The organism is Treponema sp., assembly GCF_017430385.1.
In the GTDB taxonomy this organism is placed as follows: domain Bacteria; phylum Spirochaetota; class Spirochaetia; order Treponematales; family Treponemataceae; genus Treponema_D.
This window is the reverse complement of the sequence record NZ_JAFRNB010000040.1, coordinates 16,640-32,293: the sequence shown is the minus strand read 5'-3', so window position 1 is coordinate 32,293 and position 15,654 is coordinate 16,640. Positions and strand designations below refer to the sequence as shown.

The window sequence follows — 15,654 nt, the reverse complement described above, 5'->3', positions numbered from 1 at the left end:
GTAGATGTTACAGATTGTTTCACCGTCTGTGTCGGGAATTGAAGCAAAATGATTTTCATCAAGAATATAAGTTGGAGTGTTGTAACCGTCTTGAAAGAGAGTATTGTCCTTGTATGAGAAATTACCTTCAAAACCAGAATCGGTTGCGTAGCGATTTCCATTAAAAGTTATTACATCATTTTTTGTATATTTTGATGTAGAAAAATCTGTCCAAATCCCCTCAAAATAACTTTCCATACTTTGCTCAAAGCTTTCAGCAATATCTCCATAAAGAGATTCCCAATTGGTGTATGTTTTTCCTTCAATGATAAGTATATCTTCCATATCTTGCATATCAATTATTTCTTCCTGAGAAGTTTCTTCTTCCCAGCCGAAATTATATGTTGCAATGAGTTTTACATAATAAGTGTCATTGTCTTTTCGCAAGGCAAATCGCTTTGAAAGCACAATATTATCAGAAATATCCATTAAAACAAATTCATTGTTGTCATAGAAAATAATAATCTGAGCTGTGTCTTCACTCTCATTGTATGCACAATAAGTTCCAGAAAATTCTTTTTTCTCTTGAGTAGTTGCAATAGAATTGATAAGAGATTTTTTTTTGCAACTGATTGATAAAAGAATTGCTAAAATCGATAACAAAGTAAAAATAATTTTTTTCATGATTTACCCTTTAGAATTGTAAACTACTTGCAAGACTTGAAACGAGTCCTTGTGAAGAATTTGATTCTGTTTGTTGCGGGCCTTTTGATTTGTCATCATGAACTGTTCCTGTAATTGTTGGTGCCATTAAGATTTTTCCAGTTCCGCAATAGACATTTACAAATCCTTCTCCGCTTAGACCAGAACCTATCAAAGAATTTGCGGCTTTTTCGACTGTAAAATTGAGTGATGATGACCATGCAATCGCCATATTTCCGTCAATTTTTACCACACTATTATCAAGATTGAATTCGATAAGTTCTTCACGAGGAACAGGAGATTCAAGAACACAGTATCCGTTTCCTGAAAGACATAAATTAAAAAGACCTTCTCCACCAAGCAATGCAGAAGAAAGGTTTGTTCTTCGAGAAATTGACTCTTGAATTCGAGCGTCACAGGCAAGAAAAAGTCCGTCATCAAGAACTATCCCGCTTCCCCAGTCTGCGACATTCTCAACAAGTAAATGCCTGAAAGTAGGTTCAAGCATTACATAACCATTACCAGAATACAAGGGTTTTACAGCAGATTCTCCAGTAATTGCCCCTTTTACAACTTTTCCAAGAAATGAACCGACAGACTTTACATCAGATTGCATTTGAACATTTCCACTCATCCATTGCATTGCACCCGCTTGAATTTTTACGGCATTTCCTTCGAGTTTGCAAAGAACCTGTCGCTTTCTTACATTCATTTGCTGCATAAAGTACGCAATAGACGATGTTAATGGGGAAACACTCAAATCACTCTGATGTTCATACACTGTAAAACAACCACCGTTTTCTTTTTGAAGTATATTTTCGTTATCAAAAAGATTGTTGATTGTTACAGTTCCATTTAGAACAGGTGCTTTTGAAGATTGAAATTCTGAATCTGATGAGAGATTTGCCCCGCATGAAGGACAAAATTTTGGATTATCAGATATTTCTTTTCCGCATTTTGGACAAAACATAAATACCCCTTAATTTAACTGATACATTCTTTGTGTCAAATTTAAAAAACGCTGCCATTGTTCAGGGCTTATTTCTGAATCATCATAACCATCAATTAATTTTTGAGCTTCGTTAATTTCTTTCATTATTTTTGTATATTCAGAAAGAAATGTAGCCTGATCAATTTTATTATCATTACTTTTCTTTTGTAATTTTTCCATTCGTACTATTGCCGTTTCCATTTTATCAAGCCCCTTATCCATAGGATCTGACGAATTTGCTATAATGAGAGCAAGAACTAAAACCACGCCAGCTACAATAGCGACAAATTTTCCTTTCGATTTAAGAAACTCGGAGACATTAATCGCTTTGATTTGTTGAACAAAATTAGCTGGAGTAGCAATATTTACGACAACATCAGTTTTTGCTCCGCAATTTGTACAAAAAGCAGCATTATTTTCAAGTTCTGTACCACAATTTTCACAAAACATAGATTTTCTCCTTTTTTTTTATTCATACATTGCTGATAAAAGTGAAATTATCATATATTGACTTTGCGGAATACCGTTCAGTTCAAAAGCATTTAATTCAAATGCACCAGTTTCAGAATGCAATAAAAATTGAATCTCCGCATCGACAGGTTTATCATCATAAGTTATGCCACCTTTACAATTAACCAGCATATAACCATGAAGAGAGTTGTCCTCCGGAAGCCCTGCCGACCATTTTGGTTTTGAAAAAAAATTATCTACTGCTTTTCCAATTGTCATAGACGGATAATTATCAAAATAGGATTCCTTAATTGTTTTTATTGCATTTTTTTCTGATGCCGTACTTTTTAGACCACTTCTTTCAGCACAAGAAGAACAATTTCTGACGAGAGCGACTGCAACAAATATGATAAAAATTAATGCTCCAATACTTTTGATATTATCAATTATTTTTTTTGAAGCAGGCATTTTTGAATTTTTCTGTGGAGTTTCTGTTTCAGTTTTTATCGGTTTACCGCATTTTGTGCAGAACTGAACCTCATCACTTAATTCCTCACCACAATTTTCACAAAACATAATTTTCTCCTCGTAGTTTAGGCATTATTGAGTTCAGTTTCAAAATCCGCCCATTTAATCAATTCATCTTTTTTATCGACGCTTAGAGATTTACCGCTTGTTTGAATTGCTTTTTCAAGAACCGGGATAAATTCTTCTGCATTTCCATCCTTTGGGAACCAAACTTTTATTGATTTTTCTGAATTTTCTGCATCCAATGAAATAACATGATATTTTCCAGGATCATTGAGAGAAACTTTTGATGTACCAAATCCAACTTTCACATATCTCAGACGAATTGATTTTACATCAGCAATGCTTAACGATTTCATCGTAAACGGTAAATGGGAATGTGCATTGTAAAAAAAAGTTTGTTGAGATTCATCATATAAAATACTTTGTTTGAAAATTTTTTTTATAAAAATTGCAGCTAAAAAACCAACGAGAGCCAGAAAAAGACCAAAATTTGTATATTGTGCGATATATATTCCTAGTACAAGCAAAGCGATAGGTGCAAAATAGCAAAATGCATAGTACATACCGTTTCCCGCACATTTAAATCCTCGAACAAAAACTTCATTTCCTGTGGTGTTAGAAGTCATAGAAGATGTTGTTTGAAACGCACTACTTCTCACGGCATTTCCACAGTTTGGGCAAAAAGCCGTTCCCTCGGTAAGTTTATTTCCACAATTTTTACAAAACATAGTTTTCTCCTCTTTTTTAATCAATTTCAACTTTAATAATATCAATTTAACTGATATTAAGATTGTATTATCAATTCTATAAGATGTCAAATTTAAATTCATCGTTTTATACTGATAAAAATGACAAATTATCAGCAAGAATTTATATCAAATTTGAAGAAATACCGGAAAGAAAAGAAACTCACGCAGGCACGACTTTCAGAATTATGTGATGTTACCACAAGCACAATCGGTAATATTGAATGTGGAATTGCAAAACCTTCTTTCGATTTGATTATAGATATCGCCACTGTATTAGATGTTCATCCCGCCCTGCTTTTTTCCAGTAATCCGATTCAAGGCAATGTTTTAAAAGAAATAGAACAACACGAACTTCTGCTAGAGATGTACAATAAACTCCAGGGATATTTCGGGAAATAATATAGAAAGACTCACATGAAGTGTGCAGAAAGTCCAAAAAGTTGACGAAACTGCAATAGCAGTGTATAGTAAAAGAAAGCGGGGACGCTTGCAAATGAGCGACCGCCTCCGTAGCAAGTTGTTAAAACCCGTCCGAAAGTTGTCAGCTACAGGGCGGGCTTTTTTTATGCTTCTAACCTATTTTAACAGGAAAGAGAGCAGATCTATAATCAGTGAAATGATTGTAATAACAAGCATTACAATTTCATAAAACGTCATACAGACGGCCTCCTTCATTCATGAGAAATCGGAGGCAAGCCGCCGCAGATGCAAGCATCCCCTACAATATGTATACTATACTAAACAAGCAAAAACGACAAGTATTTTCAGAATATATACGGAAATTTATTTTGCGACAAAAAAAATCACACGGAGCCAGTCCATGTGATTTTCATAAAACTGATGGGCTAGGGATTGTAGGGGCGGCGAAGCCGTTGCGTAGGAAGCAAGGCGACCGAAGCAATGTAGCGGTAGCGGAACCCAGAAAAGCCCGACCGCAAAGCGGTAGCCCCCAAAACTGCTGTCTGCTCACTGCTACTTGCTAACTTCTAACTTATTTCATCTCTTCTGCAGCGGCGTAAATCGCTGAGTAAACCTGGTCGATTTTTGACTCGTCTACCGAGCTGAATGCTACGCGCAAGGTGCTTTCGTCTATTGAGATTGTGCCGATTTGCTTTTCGTGAAGGATTTTGAGGCGCAATTCTTCGGCGTTGCATTCTGTGTGGAAGCTCATGAAGTAGCCTGAGTTGAAAGGCAGGGCTTCCAGGACGCTTGATTTATGTGTGTCAACGAATGCGCGGACTTTTTTGTAGCGGGCGCAGAGCATGTCACGGAAAGCCTTCTTTTCTTCTTCGATTTTTGGCTCGGAGAAGGCCTTCAGGGAAATTGACTGGCTTGGGCTTGAAGAGCAGCTGACTGATGAGCGGATGAGACCCATGAGTTTTTTTTCGAGAGCTAGGTACTGCTCGTCACTGATTCCTTTGCCTGCGAATGTGAGGAAGCCGCAGCGGAATCCCCAGACGAAATCTTCTTTGGTTGGTCCGTCAACTTTTACTGCCAGGACATTTTCGTGCAAATCAGCGAATTCTGCGAAAAGAGACTGAGGATAAATGTCTTCCTCGTAGTTAAGGCCGAAATATGCGTCGTCATCCCAAACGATGATTTTTGTGCCCTTTTCGGCAAGTTCCTTTACGACCTGAACAATCTCTTTTGCCTCGGCGTTCGTTGGTGAGTAGCCGCTTGGATTCTGAGGAAAGTTGAGGAGAACTCGGACTGAGCCTGATTTTGCCTCTTCTTCCATTGCTTTTTTGAATGAATCGATGTCGAATCCACCGTTGTTGTCGTCCGCAGGACGGAACATATTAAATGTGTGAAGCTCTGCCCCACGGCGAGTCTCCACAACGAGAGAATAATTGTCCCAAGAAGGATTTGCGGCCAAAAGCGGATGATTTGTATCCACGAAAAGGTCTGAGAGATATGAAATTCCGGCTGTGAGACCTGGGACTACGACAGGATTTGAAGTAGCCTTTCCAGCAAGACCCGGATTTTTTTTGAGCATAAGCTCTTTCCATTTTTTGCGCAAGTCAGGGTTTCCGGCTGTAGGTGTGTATGCAACAAGTTCGCCGTTGGTAAGCTCTGGTGCGAATTTTTTGACAGACGGAAGAGCGGCTGGTTTGCCCTCAATCATCGTGGTGCCGATTGTTGCGTTTGCGACTTTGCCAAACTGTTTTGCCTCGCCGCCCTGAGAAATAATGCCTCGCGGAAAGAAAATGCGAGTTCCCAAATCTGAAAGAAGTTCCCCTGCGACTGTTCCGCGGAGAGTGTCGTTCAATTCTTGTGCCAATGGATTTAACATGATAAAAATTATTTTATTGATAGAAATATTCAGTGTCAATGAAAATACTGCATATTTATGCATAAAAATGCAAATTTTGTGAATATTTTGCATAAATATGAATAATTCTATGATACTACAACAATTTCATCTTATTTGTTATACTTTTCTCATGAACGAAAACTTTACAGAATACAAGAATCTTGTTGCGACGATAAAATCTGAGGCGGCAAAACGAATTGTCGGTCAGGAGCAGGTCATTGACGGCATTCTTACAGCCCTTGTTTGTGGCGGGCATATTTTGCTTGAAGGAGTGCCCGGGCTTGCAAAAACGCTTGCGGTCAAAACATTTGCTGAGCTTTCGGGGCTTGATTTCAAGCGCATTCAGTTCACTCCTGATTTGCTCCCTGCTGACGTTAGCGGAACTTTGATTTACGAGCAGGGGTCCGGCCGATTCACCGTGCGAAAAGGTCCGGTTTTTACTAATGTCGTGCTTGCAGATGAGATCAACCGCTCGCCTGCAAAAGTTCAGTCGGCCCTTCTTGAAGCAATGGCAGAGCGTCAGGTCACGATTGGCGAAGAAACTCACGCGCTCCCCTCACCTTTCATCGTTCTTGCAACCCAAAACCCAATCGAGCAGGAAGGAACTTACAATCTCCCCGAAGCCGAGCTTGACCGATTCCTGCTCAAAGTTCTCGTTCCGTATCCAACGCCCGCCGAAGAAGTTTCAATCGTAAAAACGGCTGGCAAAGCAAATGAAGTTCCAGTCACAAAGATTCTTTCGGCAGAAAAACTTCGTGAAATGCAGGCTCTTCTGGACAAAGTGAACTGTGACGAAAAACTGATTGAATACATCGTTTCGATTGTTGCGGCAACCCGTCCGGTTTCAGAAAAAAAGGTCGTTTCAAAAATCGCCGTCCGAACGATGCCCAAAAAGGACGACATTTCCAAATATATCTCATTCGGTGCTTCCCCCAGGGCTGGAATCGCACTTTTGCAATGTGCAAAGGCACACGCGCTTTTCTCAGGCCGAGATTTTGTTCTTCCGGACGACATCAAAGAAGCTTCACCGGCAGTTCTTCGCCATCGAATCGTTCTTTCTTATGAGGCTGCGGCAGACGGCGTTACAAGCGACGATTTGATTCAGAAGATTCTGGACTTAATGCCACTTCCATAATCCGTGACATCTGTGTAATCTGTGGTTAAATTTTATGCCTATGAACACGACCAGACTTGCCAAAAAAGCATCTCAACTTCGTCTCAGCGCAATCAGCCTTGCCGAAAACATGCGAAACGGTAGCTTCAAGTCGCTTTACCGCGGACAGGGAATCGAATTCAGTGATGTCCGCGAATATTTGCACGGCGACAATGTGCGTGCAATCGACTGGAATGTTACGGCTCGCATGGGAAGGGCTTTCATCAAGCAATATGAAGAGGACAGGGAGCTTTCGGTCTTTTTGATTCTGGACTGTTCCCGCTCAATGGAATCAGGGCTGGCTTCTTCACGGCTTTCACAGGCTCAGGAAGCGGCGGCACTTCTTTTGCTGGCAGCTGAGCACAATTCTGGTGCAATCGGGGCAGTTTTCTTCGACGGAAAGATTCAGTTTTCTTGTGAACCAAAGGCCGGGCGAGAAAATTCCATGATGATTCTTTCAAAACTCGACAAACTCGATTCAATCACTGATGAAGAAAAAACTGACGGCTCGGTTCTGCCAAACGCAATCACAGGTGCGGCAAAACTTCTTAAAAAACGCTCGCTCATTTTCATTTTTTCAGATTTCCGAAGCGCAAAGTGGGAAAAGCCTTTTGCCCAGCTCGCCCAAAAAAATGATGTTATTGCCGTAAAAATCACTTCACCGACAGATTCAGAGCTGCCGAACATGGGAACAGTACCGTTCTTTGACCCGGAAACAAAAAAACTGGGAATTTTTCCGACTCTTTCAAAACGATTCAAGCATGAATGGCGCGAAGCAAACATGCAACGCACAGAATTATGGAAGGAATTTTGCATAAAACACGGTGCAACCCCGATGATTCTTTCAACCGAGGACGATGCGGCTTTGGTTTTGTCGAGATTTTTCAAACAGAAGGCAAGGTCTTAGGATGAAACGCTTTTTTCCGCACATTTTTGCAATTCTATCTCTTCTGATTTTGATTTCAGTTCCGTCACACGCAGAAAATCTCCAGCTTGTTATGCCAAAAATCATCTACATCGGCGACACTGTTGAAATCCGCTACATTTTTCATTCCGAGGCAAAGCTTTTTGGCGGAGCATTTGCAGAATCTCCATCAGCTTTCTTGAATCTCAACACCGACTACGACTTTTTTAAGGCAAACGCGGCTGATTTTACAGTCAAAACGGCAACCCTTGAAAAAATCAACGCAGAATACACCCTGACGATGACGGTGATTCCGTGGAAAACAGGATTTTTACAGATTCCGCCGTTCAATCTCAATTCCCTCGTGAATTCTTCATTGGATTTCTCAAAAGAAATTTCTGGCTCCTCTTCTCCAATGGCAATAACTTTCACGACCTTCATCATCAATCTTTCACCAATCGAAGTAAAATCCATCGTCGCAAAGACAGGGCATAAAACTTTTTTACCGCAGTCTGCTCCACTTGTAATGAGCGGAACAACGGCCTTCCTTGCGATTCTTGCAATCATCTCGCTGACGGTATTCTCGGTGCTGGTTTTCATTCTCCTGCATATTCCGAGGGTCGCAGCTTTTGTCAAAAACATCTCTTATCTCTATTCACTACGAAAAAATTCTCGAAGAAACATTAGGCGGCTGGTCAGGCTGCAGAAAAATTCAAAGCAAATCGCTTCCGACAAAGATTTCGCTGAAAAAATCCAGCACATCCTGCGTGAATTCTTGAACAAACGCTTCGGACACGATTTTTCTTCTATTACAACGAGCAGACTTTACGCAGAATTCACGGAACTTTTCGGCGGAACTTTGGGAACTTCTCAGGAAGACACAATCGAAAACCTGCTCGCAATTTTTAACAGGCTCGAATACATCCGTTTTGCAGAAGCAGGCAAATTCCTTTCAGAAAACGAAAACAACGGCAAGAACGAAAGGTTCACTCTCGCCCAAGATGCGATTCATTTAATAGAAGATTTTGACAAGGAGACCGAAGAATGATTCAGTTTGAAAATCCGCAGGCATTTTTCTTCCTTCTCGCCCTGCCCGCACTTTACATTCTCCGCAACCTGGGAATTTTCTCGCAGATTTCGTTTCCGCTCACAATTTCTGACTGGGGCGGAAAAACTTTCACATACAAAAATACTATTGCCAAAATCGTGGGATTTTTCTCGCAGGTCTTCGCAGTTCTCGGGTTTATCGCGCTCGTAACGGCACTGGCAAACCCGATTATCCGGCATCAAGAAAAGATTTACACTTCACGCGGAACCGACATTCTTTTCGTGCTCGACACAAGCCCTTCAATGGCGGCCAGGGATATTTCTCTCGCAAACGAACAGGTCACTCGGCTTGAAGCGGCAAAAATCGGAATCAGAACGCTCACAGCGGCAGAAAGAGGCGCATGTTACGGACTGGTTGCAATGGCCAGCGAAGCTGCTTGCATTGTTCCGCCAACAAATGACATCGAATTGTTCTTAAAAAGACTTTCTGATCTCAATGTCGGCGAATTCGGCGAAGGCTCGGCAATCGGAATCGGGCTGAGCACGGCAATTTACCATCTTTCGGGAAGCAACGCGCCCAAAAAATGTATCGTACTGATTACGGACGGCGAAAATAACGCAGGCTCCATTCATCCTGAAACGGCGGCAAATCTTGCGGCAGAAAACGGAATCACGCTTTACACTTTCGGAATCGGCACAAAAGGCTCAGTTCCAATCGAATACATTGACCCTAAAACCGGCAAAATTCATTCGGGATTTTATGAATCAGATTTTGACAAAACTCCGCTAGAAGAAATCTCAATGCTCGCAAACGGAAAATATTTCGGAACTGAATCGACGGCCGCACTTTCATCAGCACTTGCCGAAATCTCACGGCGGGAAGATTCGGTTCAGTCATTTCATTACAGGTTCTCGGACAATAACTGCTACGGCTTCTTTTTGTTCATGACCGTAATTCTTTTCTTTTCGGCATGGTTTATAAGAAGAGTTATGCTTTCGGAGGTGCTTTAATGATTTTTGAAACAGTCAGTATCGAAAATCCGAAAATTCTTCTCCTGACACTCATGGTGATTCCAGCTTTTCTCTTTATTTTTGCACGCTACAAAAAAATCAAGAAGAATTTAACAGCGGCATCAGCTTCCAAAAACGATTCGTCATTATTCAGGCCTGCAAAAAAATCACTTTTATGGAGAACAATTTTCCGCTGTTTCTCATGGATTTTTGCAGTCATGGCATTTGCAGGAATTTCGTGGGGAGCAAAAAAAGTTCCAGTGCACAAAAGCGGAAGCAACATCAATTTTGTGTTCGACATTTCATATTCAATGCTCGCAGAAGACGGCCCTCAAAAAAAATCAAGGCTTGATTGTGTAAAGATTTATGTATCATCACTTTTGCAGGAGCTTTCTTCTGCTTCATTTTCGGCAGTTCTGGCAAAAGGAGACGGATTTGTCGCAATCCCAGAGACCGAAGATGCGGCCTTAATGGAAACGATGGTTGAAAATCTTTCGCCGACACTTATGACTTCCGCAGGAAGTTCGCTTGGAAACGGAATCGAAGCCGCGCTGAACGCAATTCCTGAACATTCATCAAAATCACAGTACATCTGGGTTTTCACTGACGGTGACGAAACTGACAATCTTCTTGAAAAAGCTCTGGAAAAATGCGCAAAAAATGATGTTGCCGTCACCCTCGTAGGATTCGGAACTGAGCGGGAAACTGAAATTATAACCGGCGACGGAAAAAAACGCGTGAGAACGGCCTTGCGTTCCAAAGAAATGGAAGAACTTGCCCAGTCAATCAGCAAAAGAAATTACAGAAAGTCAAATTCTGCGAATGAATCAATAATTACTTTCATTGACTCAAAATCGCCCGGCTCGGCATGGAAACTTCTGAATCAGATAAAAGCTTCGGGGAACGGAGAAGAAAGCACGCTCTCGTATGAAATGAAGCAGCTGAACCATCATTCACTTTTCATCCTTCTTTCGATTTTATGCCTGATTTTTTCTTTCATTGCAGGAGAATTCCGAAAGGGAAACGGCCGGAAATTCAAGAATCTCATTGCAACCACGATGATTTTTTCGACGATTTTTCTGACTTCATGTTCTTCTGAAAAAAAACAAGTTCTTGACGGTGTGTGGGCATGGTACGAAGGAAAATTCACCAGCGCAACAGCACATTTTCTGAACACGGCACAAAAGGCACCAAAAGATTCTCTCGCAAGAAGTTTTGCAACCTTTGACCTGAGCGCGACATATCTTTCAATCGGCGAGCTTGATGCGGCAATGGAACGCCTTTCCCAGCTCAATCTCGATGACGAGAATCTTCCGCCGGAACTTAGAAGCGCGGCCTTTTACAATCAGGGTGTGATTCTTGAACGGCAGGGAGATTATTCGGCAGCGGCAGAATGTTTCAAAAAGGCGATTCTTGCAAATCAAAAAAATCTCAACGCAAAAATAAATCTTGAACTCTGCAAACGAGAGCTGACTGAAAAGCAGTCAAAATCCGCACAGGCTCAAATGCAGGGCGTAAATGAAGAAAAAGCCGCAAATTCCGAAATGAACAACGAAATTTTCAATCTTATCCGCGAGCAGGAAGGAAAAAAATGGCGGAACATGAGCGATGGAGGCGAAAAGAATAACGATGTTTTGGACTATTAAAAAATTCGCGATTCAGTTTCTCCTCATCTTTTTTATTTTGTCTCCGATTTTCTCTTTGCCGTCACGGAAGGAGCTTAAGGAAATCAAGGTTTTGCCTCGCTCCGAGATTTTTTTCACACAAATGGAAAACTGCTATGTGCTTGAAATTCCTGATGTAGAGCCGGGCAAAGTCCAGATGGATTTACCAGAACTTCCTCTTGGAACAAGATTCATCTCATCAAAAAAAGAAGAATTCATCGCAGCCGATGGCAAACGCGGAACACAGATTTCACTTTGGTTCACTTTCACTGAATCCGCGCAGACTAGGCTTTCTCCGCTCATGACAAGAATCAACGGAAGGACCTATTTTTTTGAATTCGAGCCGACTTATGTATACGAGAATCCGAATTTGATTTCCCCGGTCATCGACATTGTTTTTGACGAACAAAAGAACATCGTAACCGACAAAAAAACAGGCCAGAAATCCCTTACAGTAAAAAAAGGCGAGAAAATTTCATTCACGGCACAAATCCGATATGCGGCGCAAATCTATGACTTCAAGTGGATTCTTCCGAAAGATTCAATTTTTAAAGAAACCAAGCGATTTGATTTCGCATTCGGCAACAGGAAAATCACGGAATTCACAGCGGAAAGCCAAAAACTCGCAAGTTTTGAATGGCAAATCTTAAAGGAAGGAGAATATTCGCTTCCAGAAGTTTTCGCAGAGACGCTTTCTTACAACGGTGCAAAAAAAAGGATTTACACTCCGAAAGACACGATAATAATCGTAAAAAGCAACGAAAATCAGCTTCCTGGAACTTCAAGCCTAAAAGACTCAGAAATTTTTGAATCAGCTTTCCAAAAAACTGGATCGCAGGATATTTCCGAAAAAAACTCAGAACGCTCAAAGGAAGAATACGCAAAGCTTGCAGAAAAAGAAACAAGATCGATTCTACAAAAACTGTTCGGCAAGAAATTCGCGATCTTTGCAGGCGGAACGGTCCTTTCGGTGCCGGAAGAAAAAATAACAGGTCAGAATTTCGCTGGCGGCCAGAAGGTCAGCATCACGGAACAGGCAGGAGATTGGTCTTTCATTGAATGTAAGGAATTCTCCGGCTGGACAAAAAATGATAATATATTTGAAATAAAATAAAGGTCAGAGTTATAAGGAAAAGCTATGGATTTTGGTGATATTTTAAATCAGTGGGATGGCGTTCAAAAGGCCGAAAAAAATCGTGCAAAAGAAAAGGCAAAGCAGCCTCAGGTTTCTCATAAAATGGCAAATGCCCCGACTCCCGAAGAAAAAGCCGCACGAAAACGAGCAAAACTCGCCGCAGAAGGCCGCATTTACGAAGCCCAGATGGAAGAAGATGCAAAAAAATCAATCAACCCGATGGAACTTTGGCTCCGCCGCTACGGTGTTACCGACAAGGACAAGGCCGCTGACGAATACAACGAGCGTGCAAAAATGGAAAGCCGCGAATACCTTCGCACAATGCGTCCCGAAGCAAGAATTGATTTACACGGTCTTACCAGAGACGAGGCATGGCTCAAACTCACAGGTTTTGTAAATGACTGCATCCGCCGCGGACTCAAAAAAATCCTGATTGTGCACGGGAAAGGAAATCACTCAAACGGAAGCGATCCTGTTTTGGGGCCAATGGTAAAAACCTTCATCGAGCAGAACAAAAACCTCGGCACTTCAGGCCATCCCGACAGGAGCATGGGCGGAACAGGAGCAACTTGGGTCATCATCAAGTAGGCAAACAGCTTTCGATTCTTAAATAATCAAAAACTGTACAGATTATTTCATAGTCTTTTCTGTATGATAGAGGCATGGCAAACGCAAATTCCGAAACTCAGGACAAGATTTTTCTGAGCGAAAAAGAAAGCCGCCGCCGGGAAATGATTTTGAACGGTGCGCCGACAAAAACAATTTTCTACATTGCCCTGCCCCTTGTCTTTTACAACAGTCTTCATCAAGTTTTTCAGCTCGTAGATACGCTCATCGCCGCAAACATGAGCGCAGGTGTAGTCTCAACTGTCTCATTCATCGCGCAGATTGAAACAATGCTTTTCGCAATCGGCACAGGCCTTTCTTTGGGCGGCTCAATTCTTATTTCGCGGAGCTACGGTGCTGGAAACATGGAGAAAGTCCGAGAGCAAATCAGCACGCTCTTTTTCGCAGGAATTGCAATCGGTGCATTCATCCTTGCGCTCACACTCCCCCTCGCCTATCCCTTCCTCAAACTGATTAGAATGCCACAAGATTTGATTGGCCAGGGAACGCTTTATTTTATGCTGGCAATTACGGCAATCATCTTCCAGTTCATAAACACGATTTATCTCGCCACAGAAAAATCCCGCGGAAACACAAAAATCATCATGTGGTGCAATATGCTCGTGATGATAGCAAAGACAATCCTGAATTTCTGCGCAATATGTCTCATGAAAAACAATCTGGTCTCGCTGAACACGGCAATGCTTCTTCTCCCGGTCGCAACAATCATCTCGCAGGCCTCGCTCACATTAATTGCCCTCATCAACCTTACTTCAAAAAAAAATCCGCTCAGAATCAGCGTTAAAAAATGTGCTTTTAAAAAGGATTTTCTCGTTCCGCTGGCAAATTTAAGCATCCCGGTTTTCCTTGAAAAATTCATTTTCGCATTCGGAAAAGTAATCGTAAACTCAATGTGTGCAAGCATGGGAAGCACTGTCGTAGGTGCGCTCGGAGTCTCAAACAGGCTCGGAGGATTCTCAACAAACCCGCCGACTGGCTTTCAGGAAGCAGAATCAAGCCTTATCAGCCAGAATCTCGGAAATCAGAATGTAAAGCGGGCTTTGGGAATCTTCTACCGCACATTGCTCATTAATATCAGCATTGCAAGCGTTTTTTTGGCACTCATGCTGATTTTCAAGGACAATATCATAAATCTTTTTGCAAAAGGTGATGCAAAATTCGCCGCGGAAATCAACACAATCTACACTTACGAGTGCTGGGATTCCGTGCTGATTTCGATAAATGCCTCGGTCATGGGTCTTTTATACGGATTCGGAAAAACAAGAATCTCAATGACGCTGAACCTTATCAGGCTTTTTATCTACCGAATTCCTCCGCTTTTCTTGCTTCTGAATTTTACAAATATCGGAGTTCCGGCCGTAGGAATCGCAATGCTTGTCTCAAACGGACTCGTCGGTATTACATCGGGAATCGTCGCAATCTTCTTCATCAGGAAAATAAGAAAATCTAAAATCTAACAATTTATTCTTGTATCTTTTAAAGATTATCAGTATTTTAAAGGTATAAAAACATAAGAGGAATACATTGGAAGATTTATACGAAATTCTTGGCGTTGCAAAAACAGCTTCTCCGGCAGAAATAAAATCAGCTTACCGCAAACTCGCCGTCAAATATCATCCTGACAAAAATCCAGGTGACAAGGCGGCCGAAGAAAAATTCAAGAAAATATCCGCAGCTTATGATGTTTTATCAGACGAAACAAAACGCAGACAGTATGACTCTTATGGCTCTTATTCGACAAGCGATGCTTATTCCTCTCAAAATCATGGAACTTACGGCTCTTATGGATGGGGCAACGGCTATGGTCAGGGAACATGGCAGGGTCAGTGGCAGAGAACTGGCTGGGGAGCTGAGACTCAGGAAGATTTTAACGATGCCTTCAACCAATGGTTCAATTATGCACGGCAAAGTCAGCAGGAAGAGAACCGAAACGGATATAGTTTTTACAGAAGACAGAACGAGCCGCAGTCAAAACCAGAAAGTCTGTTTTATATTTTACAAAAACTTGCGGTTTTTTTGATTGGAGTATGGTCTTTTAGATTCTCATGGATTTTGCTGCCGTTTGGCCCAATTCTGAGTTTAGCGGCAGTCATCCACGGATTTACGGGAATCACCAGAGGTTTCAGGCGATTATTGCGCTAGCGTTCTCGGAAGATGATTCGGCCTCGGTTGAGGTCATACGGTGAGAGTGCGACTTTTACGCTGTCACCTGGTACGATTTTGATATAGTGCTTTCGCATTTTACCAGACAAATGCGCCATAACTACATGTCCGCCGTTCTTAAGCTCAACGCGGAACTGGGTGTTTGGCAATGCTTCTTTTACAATGCCTTCGACTTCGATAGCTTCTTCTTTAGCCACGATTCCTCCAAAAATTTTACTTGTCTTTTCAAGATTT

Annotated in this window: 17 protein-coding genes; 10 read left to right on the top strand and 7 right to left on the bottom strand. The window is 41.6% G+C overall.

Going from position 1 to position 15,654, the window contains the following annotated elements:
• The 5 genes from IJJ71_RS03200 to IJJ71_RS03180 all read right to left on the bottom strand — a co-directional run.
• Nucleotides 1-663 (bottom strand): hypothetical protein (locus IJJ71_RS03200; RefSeq protein WP_296845277.1); only part of this gene is annotated, 663 nt, incomplete at its 3' end.
• Between the two features lie 10 nt (nucleotides 664-673).
• Nucleotides 674-1,651: an AIM24 family protein gene (locus tag IJJ71_RS03195; RefSeq protein WP_296845276.1), complete on the bottom strand. Its 978-nt coding sequence runs from the start codon at nucleotides 1,649-1,651 to the stop codon at nucleotides 674-676.
• 9 nt (nucleotides 1,652-1,660) lie between these two features.
• On the bottom strand, nucleotides 1,661-2,122 hold the full coding sequence (locus IJJ71_RS03190; protein ID WP_296845275.1) for a zinc-ribbon domain-containing protein: 462 nt from the start codon (nucleotides 2,120-2,122) through the stop codon (nucleotides 1,661-1,663).
• An 18-nt stretch (nucleotides 2,123-2,140) separates the two neighbouring features.
• Nucleotides 2,141-2,698, bottom strand: a complete 558-nt coding sequence (locus tag IJJ71_RS03185; RefSeq protein WP_296845274.1) for a zinc-ribbon domain-containing protein — start codon at nucleotides 2,696-2,698, stop codon at nucleotides 2,141-2,143.
• 17 nt (nucleotides 2,699-2,715) lie between these two features.
• A complete protein-coding gene (locus tag IJJ71_RS03180; RefSeq protein ID WP_296845273.1) occupies nucleotides 2,716-3,381 on the bottom strand; it encodes a zinc ribbon domain-containing protein in 666 nt (221 codons plus the stop codon).
• Nucleotides 3,382-3,501: 120 nt separating this feature from the next.
• On the opposite strand from IJJ71_RS03180, the gene IJJ71_RS03175 reads away from it, so the two are divergent.
• On the top strand, nucleotides 3,502-3,801 hold the full coding sequence (locus IJJ71_RS03175) for a helix-turn-helix domain-containing protein (RefSeq protein WP_296845271.1): 300 nt from the start codon (nucleotides 3,502-3,504) through the stop codon (nucleotides 3,799-3,801).
• A 592-nt stretch (nucleotides 3,802-4,393) separates the two neighbouring features.
• On the opposite strand, the gene IJJ71_RS03170 is transcribed toward IJJ71_RS03175, so the two are convergent.
• The gene (locus IJJ71_RS03170) at nucleotides 4,394-5,695 is read right to left on the bottom strand and encodes an aminotransferase class I/II-fold pyridoxal phosphate-dependent enzyme (protein ID WP_296845269.1); all 1,302 of its coding nucleotides are present in this window, start codon (nucleotides 5,693-5,695) and stop codon (nucleotides 4,394-4,396) included.
• Nucleotides 5,696-5,846: 151 nt separating this feature from the next.
• Here IJJ71_RS03170 and IJJ71_RS03165 point away from each other — a divergent pair, with 151 nt between their 5' ends.
• The 9 genes from IJJ71_RS03165 (at nucleotide 5,847) to IJJ71_RS03125 (ending at nucleotide 15,399) form a co-directional block, all read left to right on the top strand.
• Complete coding sequence (locus IJJ71_RS03165; RefSeq protein WP_296845268.1) at nucleotides 5,847-6,851, top strand: AAA family ATPase; 1,005 nt, start codon at nucleotides 5,847-5,849, stop codon at nucleotides 6,849-6,851.
• Nucleotides 6,852-6,891: 40 nt separating this feature from the next.
• On the top strand, nucleotides 6,892-7,776 hold the full coding sequence (locus IJJ71_RS03160; protein WP_296845267.1) for a DUF58 domain-containing protein: 885 nt from the start codon (nucleotides 6,892-6,894) through the stop codon (nucleotides 7,774-7,776).
• A 1-nt stretch (nucleotide 7,777) separates the two neighbouring features.
• Nucleotides 7,778-8,821 (top strand): hypothetical protein, encoded by a 1,044-nt coding sequence (locus IJJ71_RS03155; protein WP_296845266.1) that lies wholly within the window; start codon nucleotides 7,778-7,780, stop codon nucleotides 8,819-8,821.
• Entirely contained in the window at nucleotides 8,818-9,831 is a 1,014-nt protein-coding gene (locus IJJ71_RS03150; RefSeq protein ID WP_296845265.1) for a VWA domain-containing protein, read from the top strand. Before IJJ71_RS03155 ends, IJJ71_RS03150 begins: the two co-directional genes overlap by 4 nt.
• On the top strand, nucleotides 9,831-11,477 hold the full coding sequence (locus tag IJJ71_RS03145) for a vWA domain-containing protein (protein ID WP_296845264.1): 1,647 nt from the start codon (nucleotides 9,831-9,833) through the stop codon (nucleotides 11,475-11,477). Before IJJ71_RS03150 ends, IJJ71_RS03145 begins: the two co-directional genes overlap by 1 nt.
• Nucleotides 11,461-12,609, top strand: coding sequence for a hypothetical protein (locus IJJ71_RS03140; RefSeq protein WP_296845263.1), 1,149 nt, complete (start codon nucleotides 11,461-11,463; stop codon nucleotides 12,607-12,609). Before IJJ71_RS03145 ends, IJJ71_RS03140 begins: the two co-directional genes overlap by 17 nt.
• A 24-nt stretch (nucleotides 12,610-12,633) precedes the next feature.
• Complete coding sequence (locus IJJ71_RS03135; protein WP_296845262.1) at nucleotides 12,634-13,218, top strand: Smr/MutS family protein; 585 nt, start codon at nucleotides 12,634-12,636, stop codon at nucleotides 13,216-13,218.
• 74 nt (nucleotides 13,219-13,292) lie between these two features.
• On the top strand, nucleotides 13,293-14,714 hold the full coding sequence (locus IJJ71_RS03130) for an MATE family efflux transporter (protein WP_296845260.1): 1,422 nt from the start codon (nucleotides 13,293-13,295) through the stop codon (nucleotides 14,712-14,714).
• Between the two features lie 67 nt (nucleotides 14,715-14,781).
• The gene (locus tag IJJ71_RS03125) at nucleotides 14,782-15,399 is read left to right on the top strand and encodes a DnaJ domain-containing protein (RefSeq protein ID WP_296845259.1); all 618 of its coding nucleotides are present in this window, start codon (nucleotides 14,782-14,784) and stop codon (nucleotides 15,397-15,399) included.
• On the opposite strand, the gene infA is transcribed toward IJJ71_RS03125, so the two are convergent.
• Complete coding sequence (gene infA, locus IJJ71_RS03120) at nucleotides 15,396-15,617, bottom strand: translation initiation factor IF-1 (RefSeq protein ID WP_184661244.1); 222 nt, start codon at nucleotides 15,615-15,617, stop codon at nucleotides 15,396-15,398. The genes IJJ71_RS03125 and infA overlap by 4 nt on opposite strands.
• Nucleotides 15,618-15,654: the final 37 nt, after the last annotated feature.